Below are 23,207 nucleotides of genomic sequence, written 5' to 3' on the forward strand. Positions count from 1 at the left end.
ATGCCGCCAACTTATGCACGGTGACGTGCACAAGCACTCGCGACAACCGCGCGCCATAGGCCTAGTCGGTCAAATATTCCGGATAGTGGCTTCGGATCGTGGCGAGCTCGCTCAACGTGCCCGACAGGTGCTTGCGCAGATGCTGTTGCGCAGCATCGGCGTCGCCGGCCTCGATCGCGCGCGTGATCAGCTTGTGGTGGCGGACGATGTTCTGGGCCTTGCCGGGTGAGGGTAGATGCAGCCGGCGCAGCCGGTCGATATGTCCGCTGCGGCTGCGCACCAGCGTCCAGAGTTCCTGCTTGCCGGCTGCGGCATAAAGCTGCGCATGAAAATCATTGTCGCCGGCGATGAAGCTCTCGAAGTCTCCGGCCTTGGCGCATTGCTGCTGGAGCGCGATCGCGTGGTCGAGGCGTATGACCAGCGCTTCGCCGTGCTGCTGCGCGAGCAGACGGACGATTTCGAGCTCCAGCGCCTGGCGCAGGAAATGGGCCTGCTCGGCCCGACCGACATCGACCCGGCTGACGACGGTGGCGTGCTGCGGAAACACGTCGACCAGCCCTTCTTCCTCCAGCCGCATCAAGGCGTCGCGGATCGGCGTCGAGCTGACGCCGAATTGTGCGGCGAGATCCGTGCGCGACAGCGGCGAGCCCGGCGGCAATTCGAGCGCGAGAATGGCGTTGCGCAGCCGCTCGAACACTTGCGGCGCGGCCTGCCGGGCCCGGTCGAGCCGCGCGCCGGAGCGGGCGGCCGCGCGGGACGCGGGGTGGGTTGTTTCCATGCGAAGAGCTCCGGCCGGCCTTGCCTTTGATGCACTAATACATTAGTGCATCAGCGAGATCGCTCGTCAATGGCGGCCGGAGGAAACGAACAACAATGATCAAGCAATTGCAGTGCGGCCTCACGGCCATCGCCCTGATCGCCGCGACGGCGCTGACGGCCTCGCCCGCGACGGCGCAGCAAAAATCCGAGATCTCGCTGTCGCGCCAGCCCGGCATTTTCTACATGCCGAGCCACGTCATGGAAAAACAGAAGCTGATCGAAAAGCATGCAGCCCAGCTCGGGGTGGCGGGTGTCACCACCAAATGGGTCACCTTCTCCGGCGGCGGTGCGCAGACCGATGCGCTGCTCGCGGGCGGCGTCGACATCCTCAACACCGGCACCGGCAATCTGCTGCTGCTGTGGGACCGCACCCGCGGCGGCGTCAAGGGCATCGTCGCGACCTCGGCGCAGCCGATGACGCTGATCAGCCGCGACGCCAACATCAAGTCGATCAGGGATTTCGGCCCCGGCGACAAGATCGCGGTGCCGACCGTCAAAGTCTCGACCCAGGCGATCGTGCTCCAGATCGCCGCCGCCGAGGCCTTTGGCGCCGACCAATGGTCGAAGCTGGACGTCAACACGGTGCAGCTCGGCCATCCCGACGCCTATGCGGCGCTGTCCAACGCCAAGCACGAGGTGCACACCCATTTCTCGATTCCGCCGTTCACGTTCCTCGAGCTGAAGAACGTGCCGGGCGCACATGTCGTGCTGTCGTCGCCTGACGTGATGGGCGGCCCGCTCAGCCAGGCGCAGTTCTTCACCACCACGAAGTTCGCCGATGCCAACCCGAAAATCATCCAGGCCGTGCGCGATGCGACCAAGGAGGCGCAGGATCTGATCCGTAGCGACACCAAGCAGGCGGTCGAAATCTACAAGGAGATCACCGGCGACAAGACCTCGGTGGAAGAGCTGCTCGATCTGCTCAAGGAGCCGGGCATGATGGAGTGGAATCTCGAACCGCAGGGCACGATGAAATTCGCCGCCCATTTGTTCAAGACCGGCACGCTGAAGACCCAGCCCAAGGCCTGGACCGATTACTATCTCCCCGTCGCCCACGACCTGAAGGGCAACTGATGGCGCTGCTCGACGTCAGCTCCGTGACGCTGCGCTACAAGACCTCCAGCGCCGTCGTCACCGCCACGGAAAGGGTGAGCTTCACCGTCGACAGGTCCGATCGCTTCGTGCTGCTCGGGCCGTCCGGCTGCGGCAAGTCGACCCTGCTCAAGGCCGTCGGCGGCTACATGGCGCCGAGCGAAGGTCGCATGACCATCAACGACCGCGAGATCCACGGTCCCGGCGCCGATCGCATGATGATCTTCCAGGAGTTCGACCAGCTGCTGCCCTGGAAGAGCGTGCTGGCCAACGTAATGTTTCCGCTGCTGACCGCGCGAAAATTCTCGCGCAAGGACGCCGAGGTGCGGGCGCGGGCCTATATCGAGAAGGTCGGCCTGACCCGCGTCGTCGATGCCTATCCGCACACGCTCTCCGGCGGCATGAAGCAGCGCGTCGCGATCGCGCGCGGCATGGCAATGGAGCCCGACATCCTGCTGATGGACGAGCCGTTCGCCGCGCTCGACGCGCTGACGCGCCGGACCTGTCAGGACGAGCTGCTCCAGCTCTGGAGCGAGACCAAATTCACCGTGCTGTTCGTGACCCACTCGATTGCGGAAGCGATCCGCATCGGCAACCGCATCCTGCTGCTGTCGCCGCATCCCGGCCGCGTCAAGGCCGAAGTGGTGGACGTCGACAAGGTCTCGAATGACGATGGCAGTGCCGGCCGGCTCGAGAAGGAGATCCACGATCTCCTGTTCGCCGCCGAAGCCACGGCGCATTGAGGGAGCCTCTCATGGGCGAAGCCAGGATCCTGCTACGTGAGGCGCCGGTCGCCGCCAGCACAGCCGAAGTCGAGCGCAAGCTGAGCGTGCCCGAGCTGTTGTGGAACGATGGGTTTGTCCGCAAGACCGTCATCATCCTGTTCCTCGCGGCGGTCTGGGAGGCCTACGGCCTCACCCTCGACAATCCCCTGCTGTTTCCGACGCTGCACGACACGGTCCTCACGATGTACGATCGCGTCAAGGACGGCACGATTCCCATGCGGGCCTGGGCTTCGCTGAAAGTGCTGTTCATGGGCTATTCGGCCGGCATCGCGCTCGCCGCGATCTTCACCGTGCTCGCGATCTCGACGCGTATCGGCACCGATTTCCTCGAGACGGTCACGGCGATGTTCAATCCGTTGCCGGCGATCGCACTGTTGCCGCTCGCTTTGATCTGGTTCGGTCTCGGCAACGGCAGTCTGGTGTTTGTGCTGATCCATTCGGTGCTGTGGCCGGTTGCGCTCAACACCCATTCCGGCTTCAAGAGCGTGTCCAACACGCTGCGCATGGTCGGGCGCAATTACGGCCTTCGGGGATTGCCGTACGTCGCGAAAATCCTGATCCCCGCCGCGTTCGGCTCGATCCTGACCGGCCTGAAGATCGGCTGGGCCTTCGCCTGGCGCACGCTGATCGCGGCCGAGCTGGTGTTCGGCGTGTCGTCGGGGCAGGGCGGGCTCGGCTGGTTCATCTTCGAAAACCGCAACCTCCTCGACATACCTGCGGTCTTCGCCGGCCTCTTGACGGTGATCATCATCGGGCTTTTTGTCGAGAACCTGATCTTCCGCGCCATCGAGCGGAACACCGTGCAGAAATGGGGCACCCAATCATGACCAAGAAGAAACTAACGCCCGACCAGCTCCGCAGCGCGCGCTGGTTCGCACCCGACGATCTCCGCTCGTTCGGCCATCGTTCCCGCACCATGCAGATGGGCTACGCGCCCGAGGAGTGGAAGGACCGCCCGATCATCGCGATCCTCAACACCTGGTCGGACGCGCAGCCCTGCCACATGCACTTCAAGTCGCGCGTCGACGATGTCAAGCGCGGCATCCTGATGGCCGGCGGTCTGCCGCTGGAGCTGCCGGCACTGTCGCTGTCGGAATCGCTGCTCAAGCCGACCACGATGCTCTATCGCAATCTGCTGGCGATGGACGCCGAGGAGCTGCTGCGCAGCCATCCCGTCGACGGCGTGGTGCTGATGGGCGGCTGCGACAAGACCACTCCGGCGCTGCTGCTGGGTGCGACCTCGATGAACATCCCGGCGATCTATCTGCCGGCAGGTCCGATGCTGCGCGGCAATTGGAAGGGCAAGACTCTCGGCTCGGGCTCGGACGGCTGGAAATACTGGGACGAGCGGCGCGCCGGAAAAATCTCCGACAAGGACTGGCTCGACATCGAAGCCGGCATTGCCCGCAGCTACGGCACCTGCATGACCATGGGCACGGCTTCCACCATGACCGCGATTGCCGAGGCGATCGGCATGACGCTGCCGGGCGCGTCCTCGATTCCCGCCGCGGATGCCAACCATATCCGCATGGCCTCCGAATGCGGCCGCCGCATCGTCGAGATGGTCTGGGAAAATCTGACGCCGAAGACGATCCAGACCCGGAAAGCCTTCGAGAACGCGATCGCGGTCGCGATGGCGATGGGCTGTTCGACCAACGCGATCATCCATCTGATCGCGCAGGCCCGCCGCGCCGGTCTCGACATCGGCCTCGACGATTTCGAGATTGCGAGCCGCAAGGTGCCCGTCATCGCCAATGTGCGGCCGAGCGGTGACGCCTATCTGATGGAGGACTTCTTCTACGCCGGAGGCCTGCCGGCGCTGATGGGGCAGATCAAGCCGCACCTGCATCTCGACTGCATCACCGTCACCGGCCAGACGGTCGGCGAGAACATCGAGGGAGCCGAGGTCCACAATGACGACGTGATCCGCTCGATCGACAATCCCATCTACAAGGAAGGCGCACTCGCCGTGCTCAAGGGCAATCTCGCGCCCGACGGCTGCGTCATCAAGCCCTCCGCCTGCGCCCCGCGCTTCCTCAAGCACACCGGGCCCGCGCTGGTGTTCGACGATTATCCCGCGATGAAGAAGGCGGTGGACGATCCCGATCTCGACGTCACCGAGGATCACATTCTCATTTTGCGCAACGCGGGGCCGCAGGGCGGGCCGGGCATGCCGGAATGGGGCATGCTGCCGATCCCGACCAAGCTTGTGAAGCAGGGCGTGCGCGACATGGTGCGGATCTCGGATGCGCGCATGAGCGGCACCAGCTACGGGGCCTGCATTTTGCATGTCGCCCCCGAATCCTATGTCGGCGGGCCGCTGGCGCTGGTGCGGAACGGCGACCGCATCACGCTCGACGTCGCCGCCCGCACCATCGATCTCGATGTGTCCGAGGCCGAGCTCGAAAAGCGCCGTGCCGCCTGGAAGCAGCCCGAGCGCCGCTTCGAGCGCGGCTATGGCTGGATGTTCACCAAGCACATCAAGCAGGCCAATGACGGCTGCGACTTCGACTTCCTCGAGACCGATTTCGGCGCGCCGATCGGCGAGCCCTCGATTTACTGATGACCCTGTCATTCCGGGGCATCGCAAAGCGATGAGCCCGGAATCCATTGGGCCGCAGTCTGTGCCGCCTGATGGATTCCGGGTTCGCGCTACGCGCGCCCCGGAATGACAAAAGAGAGAGCCAATGCAATGACAAAACTCAGTGAAGCCACCCGCAACAAGCTCAAATCCGTTTCCACCGCCACCGTCGCAACCGCGTTGTTCAAGCGCGGCCTGCGCATCCAGATGATCCAGGATGTGCACCCGCTCAGCGCCGACCAACCGACCATGGTCGGTGAAGCCTTCACGCTGCGCTATATGCCGGCCCGCGAGGATCTCAACACCATTGACGTCTTTAGGGATCACTCCCATCCGCAGCGGAAGGCGGTCGAGGACTGCCCGGCGGGCAGCGTGCTGGTGATGGACAGCCGCAAGGACGCGCGCGCTGCTTCCGCCGGTGCGATCCTGGTCACGCGCTTGATGAAGCGCGGTGTCGCCGGGGTCGTCACAGACGGGGGTTTTCGCGACTCGGCCGAGATCGCCAAGCTGGGCATCCCCGCCTACCACCACCGTCCGAGCGCGCCGACCAATTTGACGCTGCATCACGCCATCGAGATCAATGTGCCGATCGGCTGCGGAGACGCGCCGGTGTTTCCCGGCGACGTCATTCTCGGCGACAGTGACGGCGTGATCGTGATTCCCGCGCATCTCACTGAGGAGATCGCCAACGAGACCTTCGAGATGACCGCGTTCGAGGACTTCGTCACCGAGGAAGTCAACAAGGGCCGCGGCATTTTCGGTCTCTATCCGGCGACGGACCCGCAGACGCTGACCGACTTCGCCGCATGGCGGAAGGCGAACGGAAGGTAAAGGCCGACAACTCGTTCCACGATCTCCGTCGTCGTCCTGGCGAATGCCAGGACCCATTACCCCAGGGAGTAATTTGGCGAAGACTCGGAGTCATCGTGTTTTCGCGCGGTACTGATACCGAGATTTATCGGATAGATCACGCGGTATGGGTCCTGGCTTTCGCCAGGACGACCCGGGAGAGCGTGGCCTACACCCCCGCCTCCGCCATCCCCGCAGCCCACAGCGCGAACGCATACACGATCGCGACTTCATCCAGCCGGTTGAAGCGTCCCGAGGCGCCGCCGTGACCGGCGCCCATGTTGGTGCGGAGCAGGACCGGGCCGCCGCCGCTCATGGTCGCGCGCAGGCGCGCGATCCATTTGGCGGGCTCCCAGTAGGTGACGCGCGGATCGGTCAAGCCGCCCATCGCCAGGATCGCGGGATAGTCTTTCGCCGCCACGTTGTCGTAGGGCGAATACGACAGGATGATGCGGAAATCCGTCTCGCTCTCGATCGGGTTGCCCCATTCCGGCCATTCCGGCGGCGTCAGCGGCAGCGTGTCGTCGAGCATGGTGTTGAGCACGTCGACGAACGGCACTTCGGCGACGATGCCGGCGAACAATTCGCCGGCGCGGTTGGCGACCGCGCCCATCAACATGCCGCCGGCCGAACCGCCGTGGCCGACGATGCGTTTTGCGCTGGTGTACTTCGCGTCGATCAGCGCGCGGGCGCTGGCCGAGAAATCGTCGAAGGAGTTCGTCTTCTTCTCGCGCTTGCCGTCGAGATACCAGCCCCAGCCCTTGTCGGCGCCGCCGCGGATATGGGCGATGGCATAGACGAAGCCGCGATCGACCAGCGACAGCCGGTTGGCGCTGAACGAAGCCGGCATCGCCATGCCGTAGGAGCCGTAGCCGTAGAGCAGCAGCGGCGCCGCGCCGTCGAGCGTGAGCCCGCGGCGATGGAGGATCGACACCGGCACCTCGGCGCCGTCATGCGCCTTCGCCATGATCCGCGTGGTGACGTAGTCGGCCGCATTGTGGCCGGACGGAATCTCCTGCCGCTTGCGCAGGGTGCGCGTCCGCTTGACCATGTCGTAATCATAGACTTCCGACGGCGTCGTCATCGACGAATAGGCGAAACGCAAATTCGTCGTCTCGAATTCATAGGAGCCCATCGTATCCAGCGAATAGGCCGCCTCGTCGAACGCGATGGCGTGCTCCTCCTTGGTCGCGAGGTCGCGGATCACGATGGACGGCAGCGCATTGGCGCGCTCCAACCGCACCATGTGGCCGGCATAGAGATCGAGGTCGATGATGTAGATGCCCGGGCGATACGGGATCAGATCGCGCCAGTTCTTGCGCTCGGGGGAAGCGAGCGGCGCGGTGACGATCTTGAAGTCGATCGCGTCGTCGGCGTTGGTGAGGATGAAAAGTTCGTCGCCACGGTCGGCGAGCGAATATTGCACGCCTTCCTCGCGCGCCGCGACGAGGCGCGGTGGTGCCTCGGGATGGGCGAGGTCGATCAGCCGCTGCTCAGAGGTCTCGTGGTCGCCGCCCGCGATCACGCAGAAGCGGCCGCTGGTGCTCTCGTGCAGATGGGTGAACCAGCCGGGATCCTGCTCTTCGTAGACCAGCGTGTCGTCGACCTGCCGAGTGCCGAGCTTATGCCGCCACACCTGCATCGGGCGGTGATTGTCGTCGAGCTTCACGTAGAAGAACGACGTCGCATCCTTGCTCCAGACCACGCCGCCGTCGGTCTCCTCGACGACGTCGTCGAGGTCCTTTCCGGTCGCCCAGTCGCGCACGCGGATGGAGAAATATTCCGAGCCCTTGGTGTCGGCGCTCCAGGCCTGCAGCCTGTGGTCGTTCGAGTGCCGGCTGCCGCCGAATTTGAAATAGGTGTGGTCCTTGGCGAGCGCATCGCCGTCGAGCACGATGTGGCCGTCGCCGCCATCGCGCGGCATGCGGCCAAACAGCTCGTGCTGACCGCCTTCGCGAAACTTGCGGAAATAGGCGAAGGGACCATCCGGCGACGGCACGCTGGAATCGTCCTCCTTGATCCGCCCTCGCATCTCGCGCACCAGCGTCTTCTGGAGGGCTGCGGTATGGCCGAGCAGGCTCTCGGTGTAGCCATTTTCTGCGTCGAGATATTTGCGGATGTCGGGATCGAGCACCGCGGGGTCGCGCAGCACCTCCTGCCATTTCTCGTCCTTCAACCAGGCATAGTCATCGGTCACGGTGATCCCATGCCGCGTGAATGAATGCGGCCGGCGCGGCGCGACGGGAGGCTGGGAAGGTGTTTTGGCTTGTGTCACTCGATCCTCACTCAGATGCGCCGGCGTTCTTTCAGCTCTCCTCGCAGGCGGGAAAGGGAGAAAGATGTGTCCCACCTTATATCGTCCCGATTTCATGAATTGCCAGCGCCACTGCGCCAGTCGCCGGGTTGTTGATCGGTCCCTTCTATGCTTTAGGCTTCCTATCCCCGCCGCCGGTCCAGCCTGATGCTGTTCAATTCCTATCCGTTCATCCTGCTGTTCCTGCCGGCCGCGCTGGCGGGCTATTTCTGGCTGGGGCGGCGCAGCAATCTGGCCCCGGTGATCTGGCTGGCGGCGGCCTCGCTCGCCTTCTATGCCATCGGCAATTGGCAATTCGTGGCCCTGTTGCTGATCTCGATCGCCTTCAACTATGGCATTGGCCATCTCCTCATCGTGGCGAAGCTTGCTCCGTCGCAGCGAAAGGCCGCACTTGCCCTCGGCGTCGCCGGCGATCTCCTGGTGCTCGGCGTCTTCAAATATGCCGGCTTCGTCGCGGAGAACGTCAATGCGTTGACCGGCACGCATTTCGCGGTCCACATCCTGCTGCCGGTCGGCATCTCCTTCTACACCTTTACCCAGATCGCGTTCCTAGTTGACGCCTGGCGCGGGCAGGTCGCGGCCTACGCGCTGCCGCACTACGCGCTGTTCGTGACCTACTTTCCGCATCTGATCGCGGGGCCGATCCTTCACCACAAGGACATGATCCCGCAATTCGAACGGGAGGAAACCAAGCACCCGCATGCGCATCTGATCCTGTGCGGAATCATCATCTTCGCAATCGGCCTGTTCAAGAAGACATGCCTCGCCGACGGCATCCAGCCGCTCGTCGCGCTCGCCTTCGAGGCGCGCGCGCCGAGTTTTGATCAGGCCTGGCTCGGTGCACTCGCCTACACCTTTCAGCTCTATTTCGACTTCTCCGGCTATTCCGACATGGCGATCGGGATATCGCTGATGTTCGGCATCTTCTTACCCGTAAATTTCAACTCGCCCTACAAGGCGAGCAGCATCGTGGAGTTCTGGCGGCGCTGGCACATGACGCTGTCGCACTTCCTGCGCGACTATCTCTACATTCCGCTCGGAGGTAACCGTCGCGGCCGCGTGCTCCGTTATGTCAATTTGATGCTGACGATGCTGCTTGGCGGGCTCTGGCACGGCGCGGCCTGGACATTCGTCGTCTGGGGCGCACTGCATGGCGCCTATCTCTGCATCAATCACGCCTTCAACGCGCTGGTGCCGAATGTTCCGAAGTTGCTCGCGCGCCCAACGCGCGTCGCCGGGGCCGTGCTGACATTCCTCGCCGTCGTTGTCGCCTGGGTATTCTTCCGTGCCGAACGGGTCGATTGGGCGCTGCGGATTCTGAATGCCATGGCCGATCCCTCCAACATCGTGTTCGGGCGCGAGGAGATTGCGGCGTCGGTGATGGTCGCAATTTATGCCGCGCTGGTGTGGCTGGCACCGAACACGCAAGGTATCATGGGGTACGACCACGCCAATCGCCGGGTCGGCGAAGGCCTGATGGCCGGACGGATGCGGCCGCTGGTCCTCTATGGTGCGTCGCTGGTGCTTGCGTTCGGGATTTTGGGCATCCAGAGCCACAGCGAATTCATCTATTTCCGGTTCTGATGCGAGGCGCGTTCACACATCCAGGGCGTCTTCTCCTCGCGAGCATCGCGTGCGTGCTCGGCGCGGCTGCGCTCACCTATGTCATCGATCCCCTGCAACTGTTTCGCCCCTCGCGCCTCGTCGCGCCGTTCTATTCCGATGACACGCGCGTGCAGAATGCCGGTCTGATCCGCAGCCAGTCGTTCGACACCGCCTTCATGGGCACCTCGCTGGCGATCCATTTCCGCCAGAGCGACATCGACCATGCGCTTGGCGTGCACTCGCTCAAGCTGGCGATGACCGGATCCAATTCGCGCCAGCAGGGTTTTGTGCTCGAGCAGGCCATCGATCGCGGCGCAAAGCGCGTGATCTGGCAGATGGATGATTTCATCTTTGTCGATGCGGCCGACATCGAGACCGATCCTTATCTCTCTGCCGATCTCTATCGCGGAACAGCAAAAGGCATCGCGTCGTATCTGTTCAGCGCGGCGATGGCGAAGGAATCCTTGTTCGCATTGCTGCGGTCGGTTCCGCCGCTGCGGCAGCCGCTGACCCGGGCCGCGCCTTTTCTGCCCGTCAAGTTTGCGCTGTCCGATGTCGACGACATCTATGCGCTGCCGCGGGATGTCGACGTCGCGCGCGCCTATAATGCGAAAAGGACGCTCGCGGCCTTCGCCTATATCACCGATCCCGTACGCAGCCGCTTTCTCGGCGAAGGCTATGGTTACGAGGCCATGGTGCGGCATTTCGAGCGTGACGCCGCCGGCCTGATCGCGCGCCATCCTGACGTGACCTTCGACATCTACTTCCCGCCCTATTCGATCCTGCAATTCGTCGCGATGCGCGACGCTTCGCCTGCGACGCTGAAGATCGTCACCGACCTCACGGCCGTCATTGCGCAACGCCTGACGCAGCTTCCCAATGTGCGCCTGTACGATTTCCGGGCGATCAAGGACGTGACGCACGATCTCGACAATTACGGCGACGTCATCCACCATTCGCCGGTGGTGGATGCGATGGTGCTGTCGTGGCTGGCGCGCGGGGAATATCGGGTCGACCCGAAGGCGCCGCTTGCGGCGCTGAATGAACTGAGGGCGCAGGTCGAGGCTTATCGCGTGCCGCCGCTGCCGTAGCCCGCATGAGCGAAGCGACATGCGGGGACTCACGCAAGAATCCCGGGTGTCGCTTCGCTCACCCGGGCTACTAGATTGCTCCCGCAAGGAGAGAAGGAAAAAAGACGCCTACACCGCCACCTCTTCGCCGAGATACGCGACCGCTGCCTCAAGCCCGCCCTTGCCGTGCGGGATCTTCAGCGCGTTCAGCCCGACCTCGATCACCCCCAGCGTGCCGAGCAGCATCGGGGCGTTGACGTGGCCCATATGGGCGATGCGGAAGGCTTGTCCCGAGAGATCACCGATGCCGGTGCCGAGCACCACGCCGCACTTCTCCTTGCAATAGCGTTGCAGGATTGCCGGATCGTGGCCGTTGCTCATGGTCACCGTGGTCACGGTGTTGGAACGTTCGCTGGCTTCCGCGATGTTGAAGCCGAGCACCTGGCCTTCCGACCACGCGCCGACGGCGCGGCGCGCGGCTTCGCCGAGCAGGCTGTGGCGGCGGAAGGCGTTCTCCAGCCCCTCCTCGTGCAGCAGGTCGATCGCCTGGCGCAGCGCGAACAGCAGATGCACCGGCGCGGTGCCGGCATATTTGCGATAATGCTCGCTGCCTTCGCGCTCGCTCCAGCTCCAATAGGGCGTGCTCATGTTGGCGGTCTTCTGGACCTCGAGCGCGCGCGCGTTGGCCGCGACAAAGCCGAGGCCGGGCGGCGTCATCAGGCCCTTTTGCGAGCCCGACATCGCGACGTCGATGCCCCATTTGTCCATCTCGAACGGCATGCAGCCGAGCGAGGCGACGGTGTCGACCATGTACAGCGCCGGATGGCCGCTCGCCTTGATCGCCTTGCCGATCGCCTCGATGTCGTTCTGCACGCCTGAGGCCGTGTCGACCTGGACGACGACAACGGCCTTGATCGTATGCTCCTTGTCGCGGCGCAGGCGCTCCTCGACCTCGTGCGGCCGTACCGCGCGGCGCCAGTCGCCCTTGAGCACCTCGACCTCGGCCCCCATCAGGGACGCGGCATTGCCCCAGCCGATCGCGAACCGCCCACTTTCGAGCACCAGCACCTTGTCGCCGCGCGACAGCACGTTGCTCAGCGCCGCTTCCCAGGCGCCGTGTCCGTTGGCGATGTAGATGTAGGACTTGCCCTTGGTGGCAAACAGTTTCGAGATGTCGCTGAGCAGGCTCTCGGTCAGATCGGTCATCTGCTTGGAGTAGATGTCGATCGCCGGACGATGCATCGCCCGCAGCACCTCGTCGGGCATATTGGTGGGCCCGGGAATGGCCAGAAATTCCCGGCCCGCGCGAACGGTCATTGCTGTTGGTCCTTGTTGCCTGAGAACAGGATGGTGGGTCGCTGATTCACACTTTTACGCGGCGCTGCGGTGCAAGAAAAGGCCGGAAAACGCAGGTCTGAACTGGGCTATCTCTTAGTCTCGCGGCAGCCCGCATCTTCGGCTTCCTCCACCGAGCAGAACCAGCGCGTGCCCTTGCTGATCTTCATCTTGATCTGCGCATACCAGCGGCTGGTCGGCCGGTGATAGATGCACTCGCCGGCGGTGTTGACGTTGCCCTTGATGGTGCAGTCCGGCGAGGGCGCGATGGGCCCCGACGCCGAAGCGAGCAGGATCGCATGCGCGCCGTCGGGCGGCTTGGTGGCGCCGAGGATGGTGGTCTTCTTGTTGCGCACGCGCCAGTCCCAGGGCGCGATGAAGGCGCCCTGCCACATGCCGGCCTTGGCCTCCCGCGCGGCCTTCTCGTCCGCCTCGTAGTCGTGCGACATGCGGGTGTAGGCCAGCGCCCAGCCTGTGCGCACCAGCCATTTCTGGATATCTTCACCGCCGACATCGCAGCGCGCCACGGTGCGGCCGCGCCGGTCGATCGACCTTGCATGGCAGACCCAGCTCTTGCCGTCGGCGTATTTGGCGAGCTCGTCGCGGGCCGCGATGCCGCAGGTCCAGCGCTCGCCCTTGTTGTTGAGGCAGAGCTGATCGACCGCGGGCGCGTCGATGCCGCCGAGCCTGATCCGCGTGTTGCCGATCACCACGGCGTCGCCGGCGCGAACCTTCGCGGTGCCGGTGATGTCGGCGGCCTCAGCCGGCGACAGCAAGCCGGGCAAGGACAAGCCAAGCAATGACAGCGCAATCAGGAATTTTCGCAACATGCCGGTCCGCGTGTGATGAAAATTGCGATAGACCTCGCAATTGTGGTCGGCTTTTGTCCGCCCGGCCAGCTTATGCCTGGCAGTTGGGCTTTCAACTTACTGTCATCGGACGAAGTTTAGTAGGGGTGGGTTAGCCGAAGGCGTAACCCACCTCTTTCGTCTCCACGGCGGCAGAAGTGGTGGGTTACGCTTCGCTTACCCACCCTACGAACCTATCCCCGCGACATCGCCCGCTTGGCCACCGCCAATCCCATCAGCACGAACGCCGACGTGACCTCCGGACCGCCGACCAAAATCCGCGTCGGCGTCTTCATCTTGTTCCATTCATAGGCGCGGAACGGGCCGCGGCGGCCGCCTTCGCCGAGGCTCGCGACGATCACGTTCAGCGCCGGCGCAAAGGCGCGCGGGTCGGCGCCGAGATGGCCGAGCGCGATCAGCGCGAGCGCTGCGTCGAACACGTTCATTTCGGCGGCCATCAGCTCGCCCTTGACGTAAGACAGCACGCGGTGGCGGATGAAATCGAAATCGCCGTCGGGATCGATGATCGCCTGCGCCGCCAGCGGCAGCGCCAGGAAGGCGGCGTAGCAGCGGCCGAAATAGGCGCTGTAGAGCTCCGGCAGATAATAGATGTGCGAGCGCGGATTGGCGAAGGCGCCGCTCGCCGCCAGCCGCTTCTGGAAGCCGAGGATGCGATGCACGGTGGCAAGCCGCGCCGGCGTCTCCAATACTTTCCAGCGCGCGAGGTTGCGAAAGCTGACCTCGAGAATGTCGAGATTGAGCGTCGGATCGAGATCGTTGCCGTAGGGCCGCTCGCCCTTGAGGTTATCGATCCAGGTCGCGACCCCGCCCTCATAGTCGATATTGTCGTTGATCGGCACGGTCACGCGCGGCTCGTTGACGCCCGCGCGCACCTGATAGCCTGCGTAGAAATCCAGCAGCGGCTGGTCGAGGATCGGATCGGTGCAGCCGGCCTGCGTCGCCGCGGAGATCGAGCACGCCGTGGTGTCGCAATCCGGCACGTAGACGCCGAAACCGAGATCCTGCTTGATCTGGGCGAAGTAGCGGGAGAAGCGCGGATGCGGTGCAGGCGCGAGCGCGGTGATGACGTTGAACCGCGCGCCGTCGATGCCCTCGACCTCTTCGCGGCTGATGTTGACGCAGAAATCGACCATGTCCGCGACCGCGCGCTCCGCCGCCATCTTGTCGGCGGACGAGGCCAGCCCGGTCTCGGCGTAGCTCAACAGCGCCTCGATGAAGAACGCGTCGTAATAGGCCGAGCGGTGGCGGATCTGCACCGGCTCCCACATCGGTTCGGCAATCCCTCGCCAGGGCGGATTGACGACTGCGCGCGCCGGCGATCGCGCGATGAAGACACGGGCGAGGTTGAACAGCAGCGAGGAGTTCTTGTAGCCGCGCGCGTTGAGACCCGTGAGCGCCATGGTCAGTTCGCGGCCACGGAAATCGGGATCGCCGATCAGGTTGAACGCGGCGTAGGTCGGCAGAAAGCCATTCTTGCGGTACGAGCCCAGCAGATGCTGCGCGCAGTCGCGGATTACGCCGTCGATCCGCGATTGTTGCGGCATGGCGCCGGTGAACATGGCCGGCGGCGGCTTGGGATGATCCAGCGCGATGCTGTCGACGAGATCGGCAACGGGCTGGCCGACCGCCGCCCAATCGGGCTCGGCCTCGTCGCGGGCGCGAACCAGCGCCTGGCGCAGCCGGGCCAGTTTGCCGTCGTCGCGCAGCTCGGGCAGTCCGGCCCGGCGGAGCAGCACCCGCAATGCGGGATTGCCGAGCGCGGTCTTGTAGAACTTGGCCAGATGCGGATCGCCGCTGGCCGCAACGGACAAGACGGGATCGCAGACGTCGTAAAGCGAGGGGCCGTCCTTCCGCGCCGTCAGCGCCCGGCAGGCGGCGCCGGCAAAATATTGAAAGCTCATGAAATACCTGGTCGCGGGAATTGGCTGGAGGGCGCCGGCCGGCACGCTCCCAGCCGCGCCACCCCCCCTGCAAGTCGTTGAAAAAGCTACCCGGATTCGCAGGAAATACAAATGTGATGGCAGTCACAGAAAAAGCCGGCACGAAGCCTGCATAATTGGGCTCCGGTAGGTTACGGGGACGCAAAAAAATCACACTTTGGGCGGTGCAAATTAACTCATGTTTCCAGAGGCTTAGATCAAATTTTCGGCGATCTATTGCCGGGGAGGCGATATCCGGTTAAGGCTTTGTTTGGTGCGGCGCCGCAAATTGCGCGCAATTCGGGGGCACACCCCCGGCCAATCCCTCAAACCCAAAGACGCTATCGCGCTACTCAAACAGTGTGCGCGTGCTTGGCTGGTCTTTGGCACTGACAGGAATGACGCGAGATGAATGTAACGCAGCTCGACATTTCCCGACGCACGATCGCGGTGGCCGCAGCCCTCATCGGCACGGTGTCGCTCGTGATCGGCGCCCATGCTGCCCTCAACATGCGGGCGCTCGATGCCGCCAAGGCCATTTCGACCGACCAGGTCACCGGCTCGATCGGCCAGGCCTCGCGTCTCGCCCTCGTCATCGGCAATGGGCACTACCCCGACGCCAACGCGCCGCTGACCCAGTCGATCAACGACGCCCGTGCGCTGTCCTCGTCGCTGCGCAAGAACGGTTTTGACGTCGACATGGTGGAAGACGCGACCAAGGACGACATGGTCCGCGCCGTCAATCGCCTGAAGTCCCGGATCAAGCGCGACACCGTCGTCATGCTGTTCTTCGGCGGCTACGGCGTGCAGGCCGGCCGCGAGAGCTACATGCTGCCGGTCGATGCCGCGATCTGGAAGGAAAACGATGTCCGCCGTCAGGGCGTCTCCATCGAGGGCGTGCTCGACATGATGAAGGAGCAGGGCGCCAAGGCCAAGCTCGTCGTGGTCGACGCCTCCCGCCGCAATCCCTATGAGCGCCGCTTCCGCTCCTACAGCCACGGCCTCGCGCCGATCAGCGCGACCGACAATGCGCTGATCCTCTCCTCGGCTTCGCCGGGCAAGGTCGTCGACGACGGCAAGGGCGAGCACAGCGTACTGGTCAGCGAGTTCCTCAACAACCTCAATGCGCAGGGCAGCGCCGAGAGCGTCTTCAACAAGACCCGCCTTGCCATCTCCCGCGCCAGCGAAGGCGACCAGGTCCCGTCCGTCTCCTCCTCGCTGCTCGAGGACGTCCATTTCGGCGAAGCCGGCGGCTAGCTTTCTTAGGTTCTGCGAAGTCTCGTGCCCCGGACGCGGCGCATCATGCAATGATGCGACGCTGAGCCGGGGCCCAGTTTTTTAGGTTGTCGCTTGGACGGGAGATGGGTCCCGGCTCTGCGCGGCAGCGTTACACGCTGCAGCGCGTCCGGGACACGAGCCAACCCTACTTCGCCGCTTCCGCGGCCATCACGGTGCGCACCGGATCGCCTTCGCGCAGCAGCGCGCCGGCGCGGGCGACGACGATGTCGCCTTCGTTGAGGCCGTCGCGAATCTCGATATTTCCGCCCGACATCAGTCCGACCTCGACGCGCTTGGTCTCGACGCGGTTGCGGCGGATCACCTGAACGACGGTGCCGGCGGAGGAATACTGCACCGATGTCAGCGGCACCGCGACGTTGCAGCTCTGGCCCGACTTGATCAGCGCACGGCCGCTCGCATTCAGCAACAGGCGTTTCTGCGAGGAGATGCCGATATAGACCATGCCCTGCTGGATGTTCGGCTCGACCGTCGGGCCGATGCGGCGCACCTTGCCGTCGATATCGCCGGCGCCGGCGATGCGCACGCTCGCCACCTGGTTGACCGCGAGCTTGCGCATATCGCTGGTCGCGACGAGGGCGACCAGATCGTACTCGCTGCGCGCCACGATCGTGAACAGCGCCTCGCCCTTGGCGGAGGCGAGGTTGCCGATCTGCGCGGTCGACGTTGCGATCACGCCTGCCACGGGGGCGGTGACCTGAAGCGTGCCGCCCTCGGGCAGCGCCAGCCGCGCCAGCACCTGGCCTGCGGTGGTGGTGTCGCCGGCTTCCGCCAGCACCTCCGTCACCTTCAGGCCGGGTCGCTCCGGCCGCACCGAGCTTGCCTCGCGCGCGATGATGGTGCCGGTGCCCTCGACGATGTCGGAGAAACAGGATTTTGCGACCTTCAGCACCGTGACCGCCGGGCCCTTGGGCGCGTCGTCATCGGCGGCAGCGGGCTGGGCCGACAGCAACACCAGTCCGGTGAGCGCAACGAGATGTCTGGAAACAGAACGCGCAGGCAATGAACGCATGGGTCATTCCGGTTGGGGCCTTGACGGCCTCATCGTTAGCAGAAGCGATCGCGGCGGACCATGGGCCGGCCGAATGAGAATGCCGCAGCCGCACGGGCGGCGTGATGCCGCCCGTTGAATTAGTCTACGGGCCGGCGCCAAGGTTCGCTGTCTCCCTCCGTCCCTGCGGCCATCCTTCGAGACGCCCGCCTGCGGCGGGCCCTCAGGATGAGGTCGTGCTTCGCGGCGAGATGTCAGACCCTCATGGTGAGGAGCCCGCCAAAGCGGGCGTCTCGAACCATGCAGGCCGAACTCATCCCCCAGCCTCCAAAGGGGAGCAATCTCACGGCAGGCTCAAGAACTCCACCCAGTTCGGCTTCTTGCCGGTGGCGTAGGACTTCAGCTTGGCGAGCGCGCCGCTGCTCTGGTCGATGGCATAGACCGTCATGCTGTCGGAGAGCTCGCCGACCGCGGCGAGGTAGCGCCCGCCGGGATCGATGTGGAAGCTGCGTGGCTGCTTCTCGGTCGGCACGCTGCCGATCGTGGTCAGCTTGCCGCTGGTTGCATCGACCTTGTAGGCGGTGAGCGTGCTGGTGGTGCGCTCGGAGGCGTAGAGGAAACGGCCGTCGGGAGTGATGTGAATGTCGGCGGCCCAGGGCTTCCCGGTAAATCCTTCCGGCAGCGCGCTGGTACGCTGGATCTCGTCCCATGCGCCGCCCTTGGCCTCATAGGCGAACGCCGCGACGTCGCCGTTCAGTTCGTGCAGGAGATAGACGAACTTGCTGTTGGGGTGGAATACGAAATGCCGCGGCCCCGATTTCTCCGGCACTTTGTGAGCCGGCGGATCGCTCGGCGTGAGCGTGCCGGTCATGGCGTCGAACGCGAAGGCCAGGATCTGGTCGGAGCCGAGATTGGTCGCGAACGCGAAGCGGTTGTCGGGCGAGGGCAGGAAGGCGTGCGCGTTCAGCCCGGTCGGGATCACCTGCTTCGGCTCGCCCACGACGCCGTTGGCGAGCAGCGGATTCAGCGCGACCTTGTTGCCGCCATAGGAGGCGCTGAACAGGAATTTGCCGCCGCGGTCGATGGCGATGTTGGCCATGCTGTCGGCGAGCGGGCCGTTGCCGATATGGCTGAGCTGGCCGGTCTTGGGATCGATCGCAAAGCTCACCGCGAGAAACGGCTGCGAGCGGACCCCGGCGATCAGCACGCGATGATCGGGCGTGATCGCGAGCGGCGTCGAGGAGCCGGGCTTTTCGACGCCGGTGAAGGCGGCCGTCTGCACGGGCGTCATCTCGCCGCTCTCGGCCATCTTGAACACGCTGATGTCGTTGCTGTCGGCGTTGCCGACATAGGCGAAGGTCTCGGCCATGCCGGCGCGGACTCCAGAAATGAGAGTGAGGAAAGCAAGCGTGGTGGCGATCGCGGCGCGGGGTACGCCGGATCTGTTACGTCGGGTCGGTCTCAACATGGGGTCCTCCTGGATGCCGGTGCGGCATTTGTCGTTTTGCCGGCGAGGATAGCGGCAGCCGCCCCGCTGCACCAAATTCCAATTGGGATCGATCGATGCCGAAATGGTATCGGTGGGAGACCTACCGTATCGCCGCTGTGCGGGAGGGCAGATGGGGCCCGGGCGGGGTGTGGGGCGGCCCGAGCACGGTCCACACGGTGACCGCGAGCAGCGCGCAGGTCAGGATCGTCCAGGCGACGAGTGGTTTCCGCATCAGGCCGAATCCGTCAGTCATATGAATGAGAATGCTCCCGGAGGCGGGCCTGGCGATCGTGCACTGCAAATCGCGGCGATCCTATGAACTCGTTCACAGGCGAACCGAACCAATGCCGCGCGAGCGCATTGAACCGGCATGCCCCGTGAAAACGATCTTGAAGGTAAGCCCGACATGGGCGGCAAGCATGGCGGTCAGGCCGGCCAGCCCAAGTCGCCGCCGCGCCCGCGTCAGGGCGAGCGCGATGAGGACGTCGTGGCAAAGCGCCACACCGGCCAAACCGATCCCGACTCCGCGCCGACCAAACCAAAATAGCACCTCGCCCGCGCCGCCCGCGCACCGGGAACGGCAGCCTCACCTTGCCGTTACCCTGATCCCGCGGGCGGAGCAGATCGAAACGGAGGCTGGCACGTGTTTTGGATTTATTGGGACACCGCCTGGTCGCTGATCATCAGCGGCATCATGTTCGCCACCATCGTCGCGCATCCCGACGCCGAGTTCGTCGAGATCCACGCGGCCAACCAGTCGAAGTGACCCGCAACTCCGATCAGCCGCCCATGCTGCGCCGCGCCCTGGACACCGGAATTCATAATCTCAGGTCATGCTGCCGGGCATGAAGCAGCGGATCATGGCGCGGCCGTTGATGTAGTACGGCCAGACCATGGTGCGGCCGGCGCGGTTCGGCTCGGTGATCACGGTGTCGTCGGGTACCTCGATCCAGTCGCCCAGGAGTCTCACGCGATAATGTCCGTTGCTGGTGTCCCAGTCGACATCGTCCAGCGCCGTGCCGTCGGCGTCGGCGCAGCAGGGGCCGCCGCCCTTGCTGCGCAGACTCTCGAACCAGCCCTTGAGGGGAGAGTTCGCGTAGCGACCGTCGTCGCGGGCCTGCACGGATGGGCCGATCATGGCGGCAACCGCTACAAGAGCAACCAACCGGGAAATCGAGTTTGGCATATCGCTTGGCTCATGTTTTACGCACGCGCGAACGCGCGGGCAAAATGGCTTGCCACGCGCGTGATGCATGCTGCCTGGTGCTCGCCGGCCGGAGTTCCAGCCGTCGAGCAGAGCGATAATCGCGAGCCGTGAGGTTTGATCCTATTTTCTTGGGACACGAATTCAGGTGGCGCGACCACTGATCGTCACCATGGCATCGCGGCGAAGGAGCCGGCCTCAGGCCGCCACTGCCTGTGCCAGCAACAGCTGCTTCAGTTTCGCCGCCGGCACCGCAGGGCTGAACAGCCAGCCCTGCATCTGGCTGCATCCGAGCTGGAGCAGCACCGCGCGCTGGGCTTCGGTCTCGACGCCTTCCGCGGTCGTCGCCATGTGGCGGGCGGCGGCCATGTGCACCACCGCCTGCACGATCGGCGAGGAATCTTCCGACTGACCGATGTCGCTGATGAAGCTGCGGTCGATCTTGATCTTGTCGAACGGGAAGCGATGCAAATAGCTCAGCGACGAATAGCCGGTGCCGAAATCGTCGAGCGCGATGCGCACCCCGAGTTCGCGCAGCTGCTGCAGGATCGTCAGCGCCTCCTGGTCGTCGCGGATCAGGACGGTCTCGGTGATCTCGAGCTCGAGCCGTCCGGGCGCGAGACCCGACTCGGCGAGGGCGGCTGCGACCTTCAGCGCCAATGTTCGCGAGCGGAACTGCACCGGTGAGACGTTGACCGCGATGTTGATCTGGCCGGGCCAACTGGCGGCCTCGAGGCAGGCCTGCCTCAGCACCCATTCGCCGATCTCGCCGATCAATCCGGTCTCTTCCGCAACCGGGATGAAATCGGCGGGCGACACCATGCCGCGCTCCGGATGGTGCCAGCGCAGCAGGGCTTCGCAGCCGGTGACGACATTGGCCGCGAGATCGACCAGGGGCTGGTAGTGCACCTCGAACTCGCCGCGGGCCAGCGCCTGCCGCAGATCGGACTCGAGCTGGCGGCGCAGCCGCGCCTTGGCGTCGTATTCGGGCGAGAAAACGCGGAAGGTGCGGCGGCCCTCGGATTTCGCTGCATACATTGCGAGATCGGCGCGCTTGAGCAGATCGTCGAGATTGTCGCCGTGGTCGGGTGCGATCGCAATGCCGATGCTGGCATCGGTCGGGATTTCCTGGCCGTTGCAGTCCACGGGCGCGCGCAGTGCTTTCAGGATTTGTTCGGCGAGGGCCGTCAGCTCGGCCTCGTCGCGTGTGCCGGCCTTGACGATGGCGAATTCGTCGCCGCCCAACCGTGCGACCATGTCGTTGCCGCTGATGCAGGCGCGCAGGCGGTTCGCGATCTGGCGCAGCAGCTCGTCGCCGACCTCGTGTCCCAGCGAATCGTTGACGCCCTTGAACTCGTCGACGTCGATATAGAGGATCGCGAACGGCTTGCCTTGGGCAAGCTCCGCGACGCGCCGCTCCAGATGGCCGCGCATCAGCACGCGGTTGGGCAGGTCGGTCAGCGCGTCGTAATGCGCCATATGGGCGATGCGCTCGTCGGCGCGGATGCGCTCGGTGACGTCGTCATGGGTCGCGAGCCAGCCGCCGGCGGCACCGGGTTGATTCTTGATCTCGATCAGGCGGCCATCGGAGGTCTCGACGATCGTGCTCTGCGTCTGCCCGGCATTGCCCAAGATGCCGTCGCAATAGGAATCGACGTCGCCGTGGAACGAACCCGTGTCGTGGCGATGCTGGATCACGTCGCGGAAATATGCGCCGGGCTTCACAACGTCGGCCGACAGTCCATACATCTCGATGTAGCGCCGGTTGCAGACGATCAGCCGCTCGTCCCGGTCGAACATCAGGAGACCCTGCGTCATCGTGTTCATCGCGGTGTCGAGCTGGTGCTTCTCCACGGCGAGCCGGCGGGTCATCTGGCGGAAGATCAAATACAGCGTGAGCACGAGCAGGCCGATCGACAGCACGGCGACGGCCACGAAGAACTTGGTTTGCGTGTGCCATGTCGCCAGCGTCGCATCCAGCGACTTGGTCGCGACCACGACCAGCGGCTCGCCGGTCAGGAGGCGTGCGGCGACGATGCGATCCTTGCCGTCGATCGGGCTTGCGAGCTGCATCGTGACGAAGGTGCGCTCGAACACCGCCATCTGCTCGGGCCTGCCGTTGCGGAAATTCTGCCCGATCAGCGCCTCCACATGCGGAACGCGCGCGAGCAACTGGCCGTTCTGGTGGTGCATCGCGATCGAGGATTCCTCGCCGAGCCCGCTCGAGGCGAAGAAGGATTCGAGCTGGTCGGGCGTGATCGCACGCGAGACCAGCCCGAGGAATTCGCCGTGAGGACCGGAGACGCGGCGCGCGAACACGATCGCCGGTCCGCTGCCCAACCGTCCGGGCACCACCTCGACCTCCTCCTGCGAAGCCGGATCGTTCTTGAGGCGATTGAAATAGCCGCGGTCGGCGACCGAGACATCGGCGACCGGCCAGCGCCGCGACGAGTTGATCAGCACGCCCCTGGCATCGAACACGTTGGCGCCGGCGACGTCCGACCAGCCGCTGGCCTTGGCGCGCAGCACCTCGTGCACGGCGAGCGTGCCCATCTCGCTACGGAAGACGTCGGCGGATTCGATGCCGTGGCTTTCGAGTTCGGCGATGATGCTCTTCTGCAGCACCGCGAAGTCCTCGAACTCGCGGTCGAAATGGCGGGCAAGCAACCGGACCGCGCTCTCCAGGCTGTCGCGGCCGCTTTCGATCGCGTTCTGCCGGAAGCGGTCGACAGTGAGCGCGGTGCCGATCGCCATTGCGGCCATCAGCACGAAGCCCCCTGCGATCAGCCATGTCAGCGGCGCGCCGCGCCAACGGCGCAGCAACGCGCGCATGCGCGCGCTCCATCGGATCGATGTGCCCATGCAGCCCTCCCGTGGGATGCAAGATGCGGCAAAACCGACAAGACCCCGTTACCAGTAAGGGTTAGGAAAACATGAATCGGAACGGAATCAGAGGGTTGGTTCCCTCGCTTGTCTGAAGGCGCGGTGG

General features: G+C 64.6%; 20 protein-coding genes. 10 read left to right on the top strand and 10 right to left on the bottom strand.

Annotated elements, in window-relative coordinates; translation table 11 throughout:
* Nucleotides 1–61: 61 nt before the first annotated feature.
* Nucleotides 62–778 (bottom strand): GntR family transcriptional regulator, encoded by a 717-nt coding sequence (locus BRA471DRAFT_RS02345; protein WP_007604423.1) that lies wholly within the window; start codon nt 776–778, stop codon nt 62–64.
* Nucleotides 779–873: 95 nt separating this feature from the next.
* Here BRA471DRAFT_RS02345 and BRA471DRAFT_RS02350 point away from each other — a divergent pair, with 95 nt between their 5' ends.
* The 5 genes from BRA471DRAFT_RS02350 (at nt 874) to BRA471DRAFT_RS02370 (ending at nt 6,108) form a co-directional block, all read left to right on the top strand.
* Nucleotides 874–1,893: an ABC transporter substrate-binding protein gene (locus BRA471DRAFT_RS02350; RefSeq protein WP_007604424.1), complete on the top strand. Its 1,020-nt coding sequence runs from the start codon at nt 874–876 to the stop codon at nt 1,891–1,893.
* The gene (locus BRA471DRAFT_RS02355; RefSeq protein WP_007604425.1) at nt 1,893–2,654 is read left to right on the top strand and encodes an ABC transporter ATP-binding protein; all 762 of its coding nucleotides are present in this window, start codon (nt 1,893–1,895) and stop codon (nt 2,652–2,654) included. The genes BRA471DRAFT_RS02350 and BRA471DRAFT_RS02355 overlap by 1 nt, the downstream gene beginning before the upstream one ends.
* 11 nt (nt 2,655–2,665) lie before the next feature.
* Nucleotides 2,666–3,523, top strand: coding sequence for an ABC transporter permease (locus BRA471DRAFT_RS02360; protein ID WP_007604426.1), 858 nt, complete (start codon nt 2,666–2,668; stop codon nt 3,521–3,523).
* Nucleotides 3,520–5,259, top strand: a complete 1,740-nt coding sequence (gene araD, locus BRA471DRAFT_RS02365) for an L-arabinonate dehydratase (RefSeq protein ID WP_007604427.1) — start codon at nt 3,520–3,522, stop codon at nt 5,257–5,259. Before BRA471DRAFT_RS02360 ends, araD begins: the two co-directional genes overlap by 4 nt.
* A gap of 129 nt (nt 5,260–5,388) precedes the next feature.
* Nucleotides 5,389–6,108: a ribonuclease activity regulator RraA gene (locus BRA471DRAFT_RS02370; protein ID WP_007604428.1), complete on the top strand. Its 720-nt coding sequence runs from the start codon at nt 5,389–5,391 to the stop codon at nt 6,106–6,108.
* A gap of 187 nt (nt 6,109–6,295) precedes the next feature.
* Here BRA471DRAFT_RS02370 and BRA471DRAFT_RS02375 read toward each other — a convergent pair whose 3' ends face one another.
* On the bottom strand, nt 6,296–8,401 hold the full coding sequence (locus tag BRA471DRAFT_RS02375) for a S9 family peptidase (RefSeq protein ID WP_007604429.1): 2,106 nt from the start codon (nt 8,399–8,401) through the stop codon (nt 6,296–6,298).
* Nucleotides 8,402–8,587: 186 nt separating this feature from the next.
* On the opposite strand from BRA471DRAFT_RS02375, the gene BRA471DRAFT_RS02380 reads away from it, so the two are divergent.
* Both BRA471DRAFT_RS02380 and BRA471DRAFT_RS02385 read left to right on the top strand, forming a co-directional pair.
* Entirely contained in the window at nt 8,588–10,024 is a 1,437-nt protein-coding gene (locus tag BRA471DRAFT_RS02380; protein ID WP_007604430.1) for an MBOAT family protein, read from the top strand.
* Nucleotides 10,024–11,136 carry a hypothetical protein gene (locus BRA471DRAFT_RS02385; RefSeq protein WP_007604431.1) on the top strand — a complete coding sequence of 371 codons (1,113 nt, stop codon included), beginning with the start codon at nt 10,024–10,026 and terminating at the stop codon, nt 11,134–11,136. Before BRA471DRAFT_RS02380 ends, BRA471DRAFT_RS02385 begins: the two co-directional genes overlap by 1 nt.
* A gap of 108 nt (nt 11,137–11,244) precedes the next feature.
* Here BRA471DRAFT_RS02385 and BRA471DRAFT_RS02390 read toward each other — a convergent pair whose 3' ends face one another.
* The 3 genes from BRA471DRAFT_RS02390 to BRA471DRAFT_RS02400 form a co-directional block, all read right to left on the bottom strand.
* Complete coding sequence (locus BRA471DRAFT_RS02390; RefSeq protein ID WP_007604432.1) at nt 11,245–12,432, bottom strand: alanine--glyoxylate aminotransferase family protein; 1,188 nt, start codon at nt 12,430–12,432, stop codon at nt 11,245–11,247.
* Between the two features lie 107 nt (nt 12,433–12,539).
* Nucleotides 12,540–13,280, bottom strand: coding sequence for a thermonuclease family protein (locus BRA471DRAFT_RS02395; RefSeq protein ID WP_007604433.1), 741 nt, complete (start codon nt 13,278–13,280; stop codon nt 12,540–12,542).
* Between the two features lie 212 nt (nt 13,281–13,492).
* The gene (locus tag BRA471DRAFT_RS02400) at nt 13,493–15,220 is read right to left on the bottom strand and encodes a hypothetical protein (RefSeq protein ID WP_007604435.1); all 1,728 of its coding nucleotides are present in this window, start codon (nt 15,218–15,220) and stop codon (nt 13,493–13,495) included.
* Nucleotides 15,221–15,646: 426 nt separating this feature from the next.
* On the opposite strand from BRA471DRAFT_RS02400, the gene BRA471DRAFT_RS02405 reads away from it, so the two are divergent.
* On the top strand, nt 15,647–16,495 hold the full coding sequence (locus BRA471DRAFT_RS02405) for a caspase family protein (RefSeq protein WP_007604436.1): 849 nt from the start codon (nt 15,647–15,649) through the stop codon (nt 16,493–16,495).
* A gap of 166 nt (nt 16,496–16,661) precedes the next feature.
* Here the strand turns inward: BRA471DRAFT_RS02405 and BRA471DRAFT_RS02410 are convergent, their stop codons facing one another.
* From BRA471DRAFT_RS02410 to BRA471DRAFT_RS39920, 3 genes are all read right to left on the bottom strand, one after another.
* Complete coding sequence (locus BRA471DRAFT_RS02410; protein WP_007604437.1) at nt 16,662–17,546, bottom strand: efflux RND transporter periplasmic adaptor subunit; 885 nt, start codon at nt 17,544–17,546, stop codon at nt 16,662–16,664.
* Between the two features lie 322 nt (nt 17,547–17,868).
* Nucleotides 17,869–18,993, bottom strand: a complete 1,125-nt coding sequence (locus BRA471DRAFT_RS02415) for a beta-propeller fold lactonase family protein (protein WP_007604438.1) — start codon at nt 18,991–18,993, stop codon at nt 17,869–17,871.
* Between the two features lie 121 nt (nt 18,994–19,114).
* The gene (locus tag BRA471DRAFT_RS39920) at nt 19,115–19,246 is read right to left on the bottom strand and encodes a hypothetical protein (protein ID WP_256375641.1); all 132 of its coding nucleotides are present in this window, start codon (nt 19,244–19,246) and stop codon (nt 19,115–19,117) included.
* Nucleotides 19,247–19,384: 138 nt separating this feature from the next.
* On the opposite strand from BRA471DRAFT_RS39920, the gene BRA471DRAFT_RS37780 reads away from it, so the two are divergent.
* On the top strand, nt 19,385–19,561 hold the full coding sequence (locus tag BRA471DRAFT_RS37780; RefSeq protein WP_157233960.1) for a hypothetical protein: 177 nt from the start codon (nt 19,385–19,387) through the stop codon (nt 19,559–19,561).
* Between the two features lie 96 nt (nt 19,562–19,657).
* Nucleotides 19,658–19,780, top strand: a complete 123-nt coding sequence (locus BRA471DRAFT_RS39925; RefSeq protein WP_007604441.1) for a hypothetical protein — start codon at nt 19,658–19,660, stop codon at nt 19,778–19,780.
* Nucleotides 19,781–19,840: 60 nt separating this feature from the next.
* Here BRA471DRAFT_RS39925 and BRA471DRAFT_RS02420 read toward each other — a convergent pair whose 3' ends face one another.
* Nucleotides 19,841–20,152 (bottom strand): hypothetical protein, encoded by a 312-nt coding sequence (locus BRA471DRAFT_RS02420; RefSeq protein ID WP_050992532.1) that lies wholly within the window; start codon nt 20,150–20,152, stop codon nt 19,841–19,843.
* Between the two features lie 264 nt (nt 20,153–20,416).
* The gene (locus BRA471DRAFT_RS02425) at nt 20,417–23,080 is read right to left on the bottom strand and encodes an EAL domain-containing protein (RefSeq protein ID WP_007604443.1); all 2,664 of its coding nucleotides are present in this window, start codon (nt 23,078–23,080) and stop codon (nt 20,417–20,419) included.
* Nucleotides 23,081–23,207 lie beyond the last annotated feature (127 nt).

Source organism: Bradyrhizobium sp. WSM471, assembly GCF_000244915.1.
Taxonomy (GTDB): Bacteria; Pseudomonadota; Alphaproteobacteria; order Rhizobiales; family Xanthobacteraceae; genus Bradyrhizobium.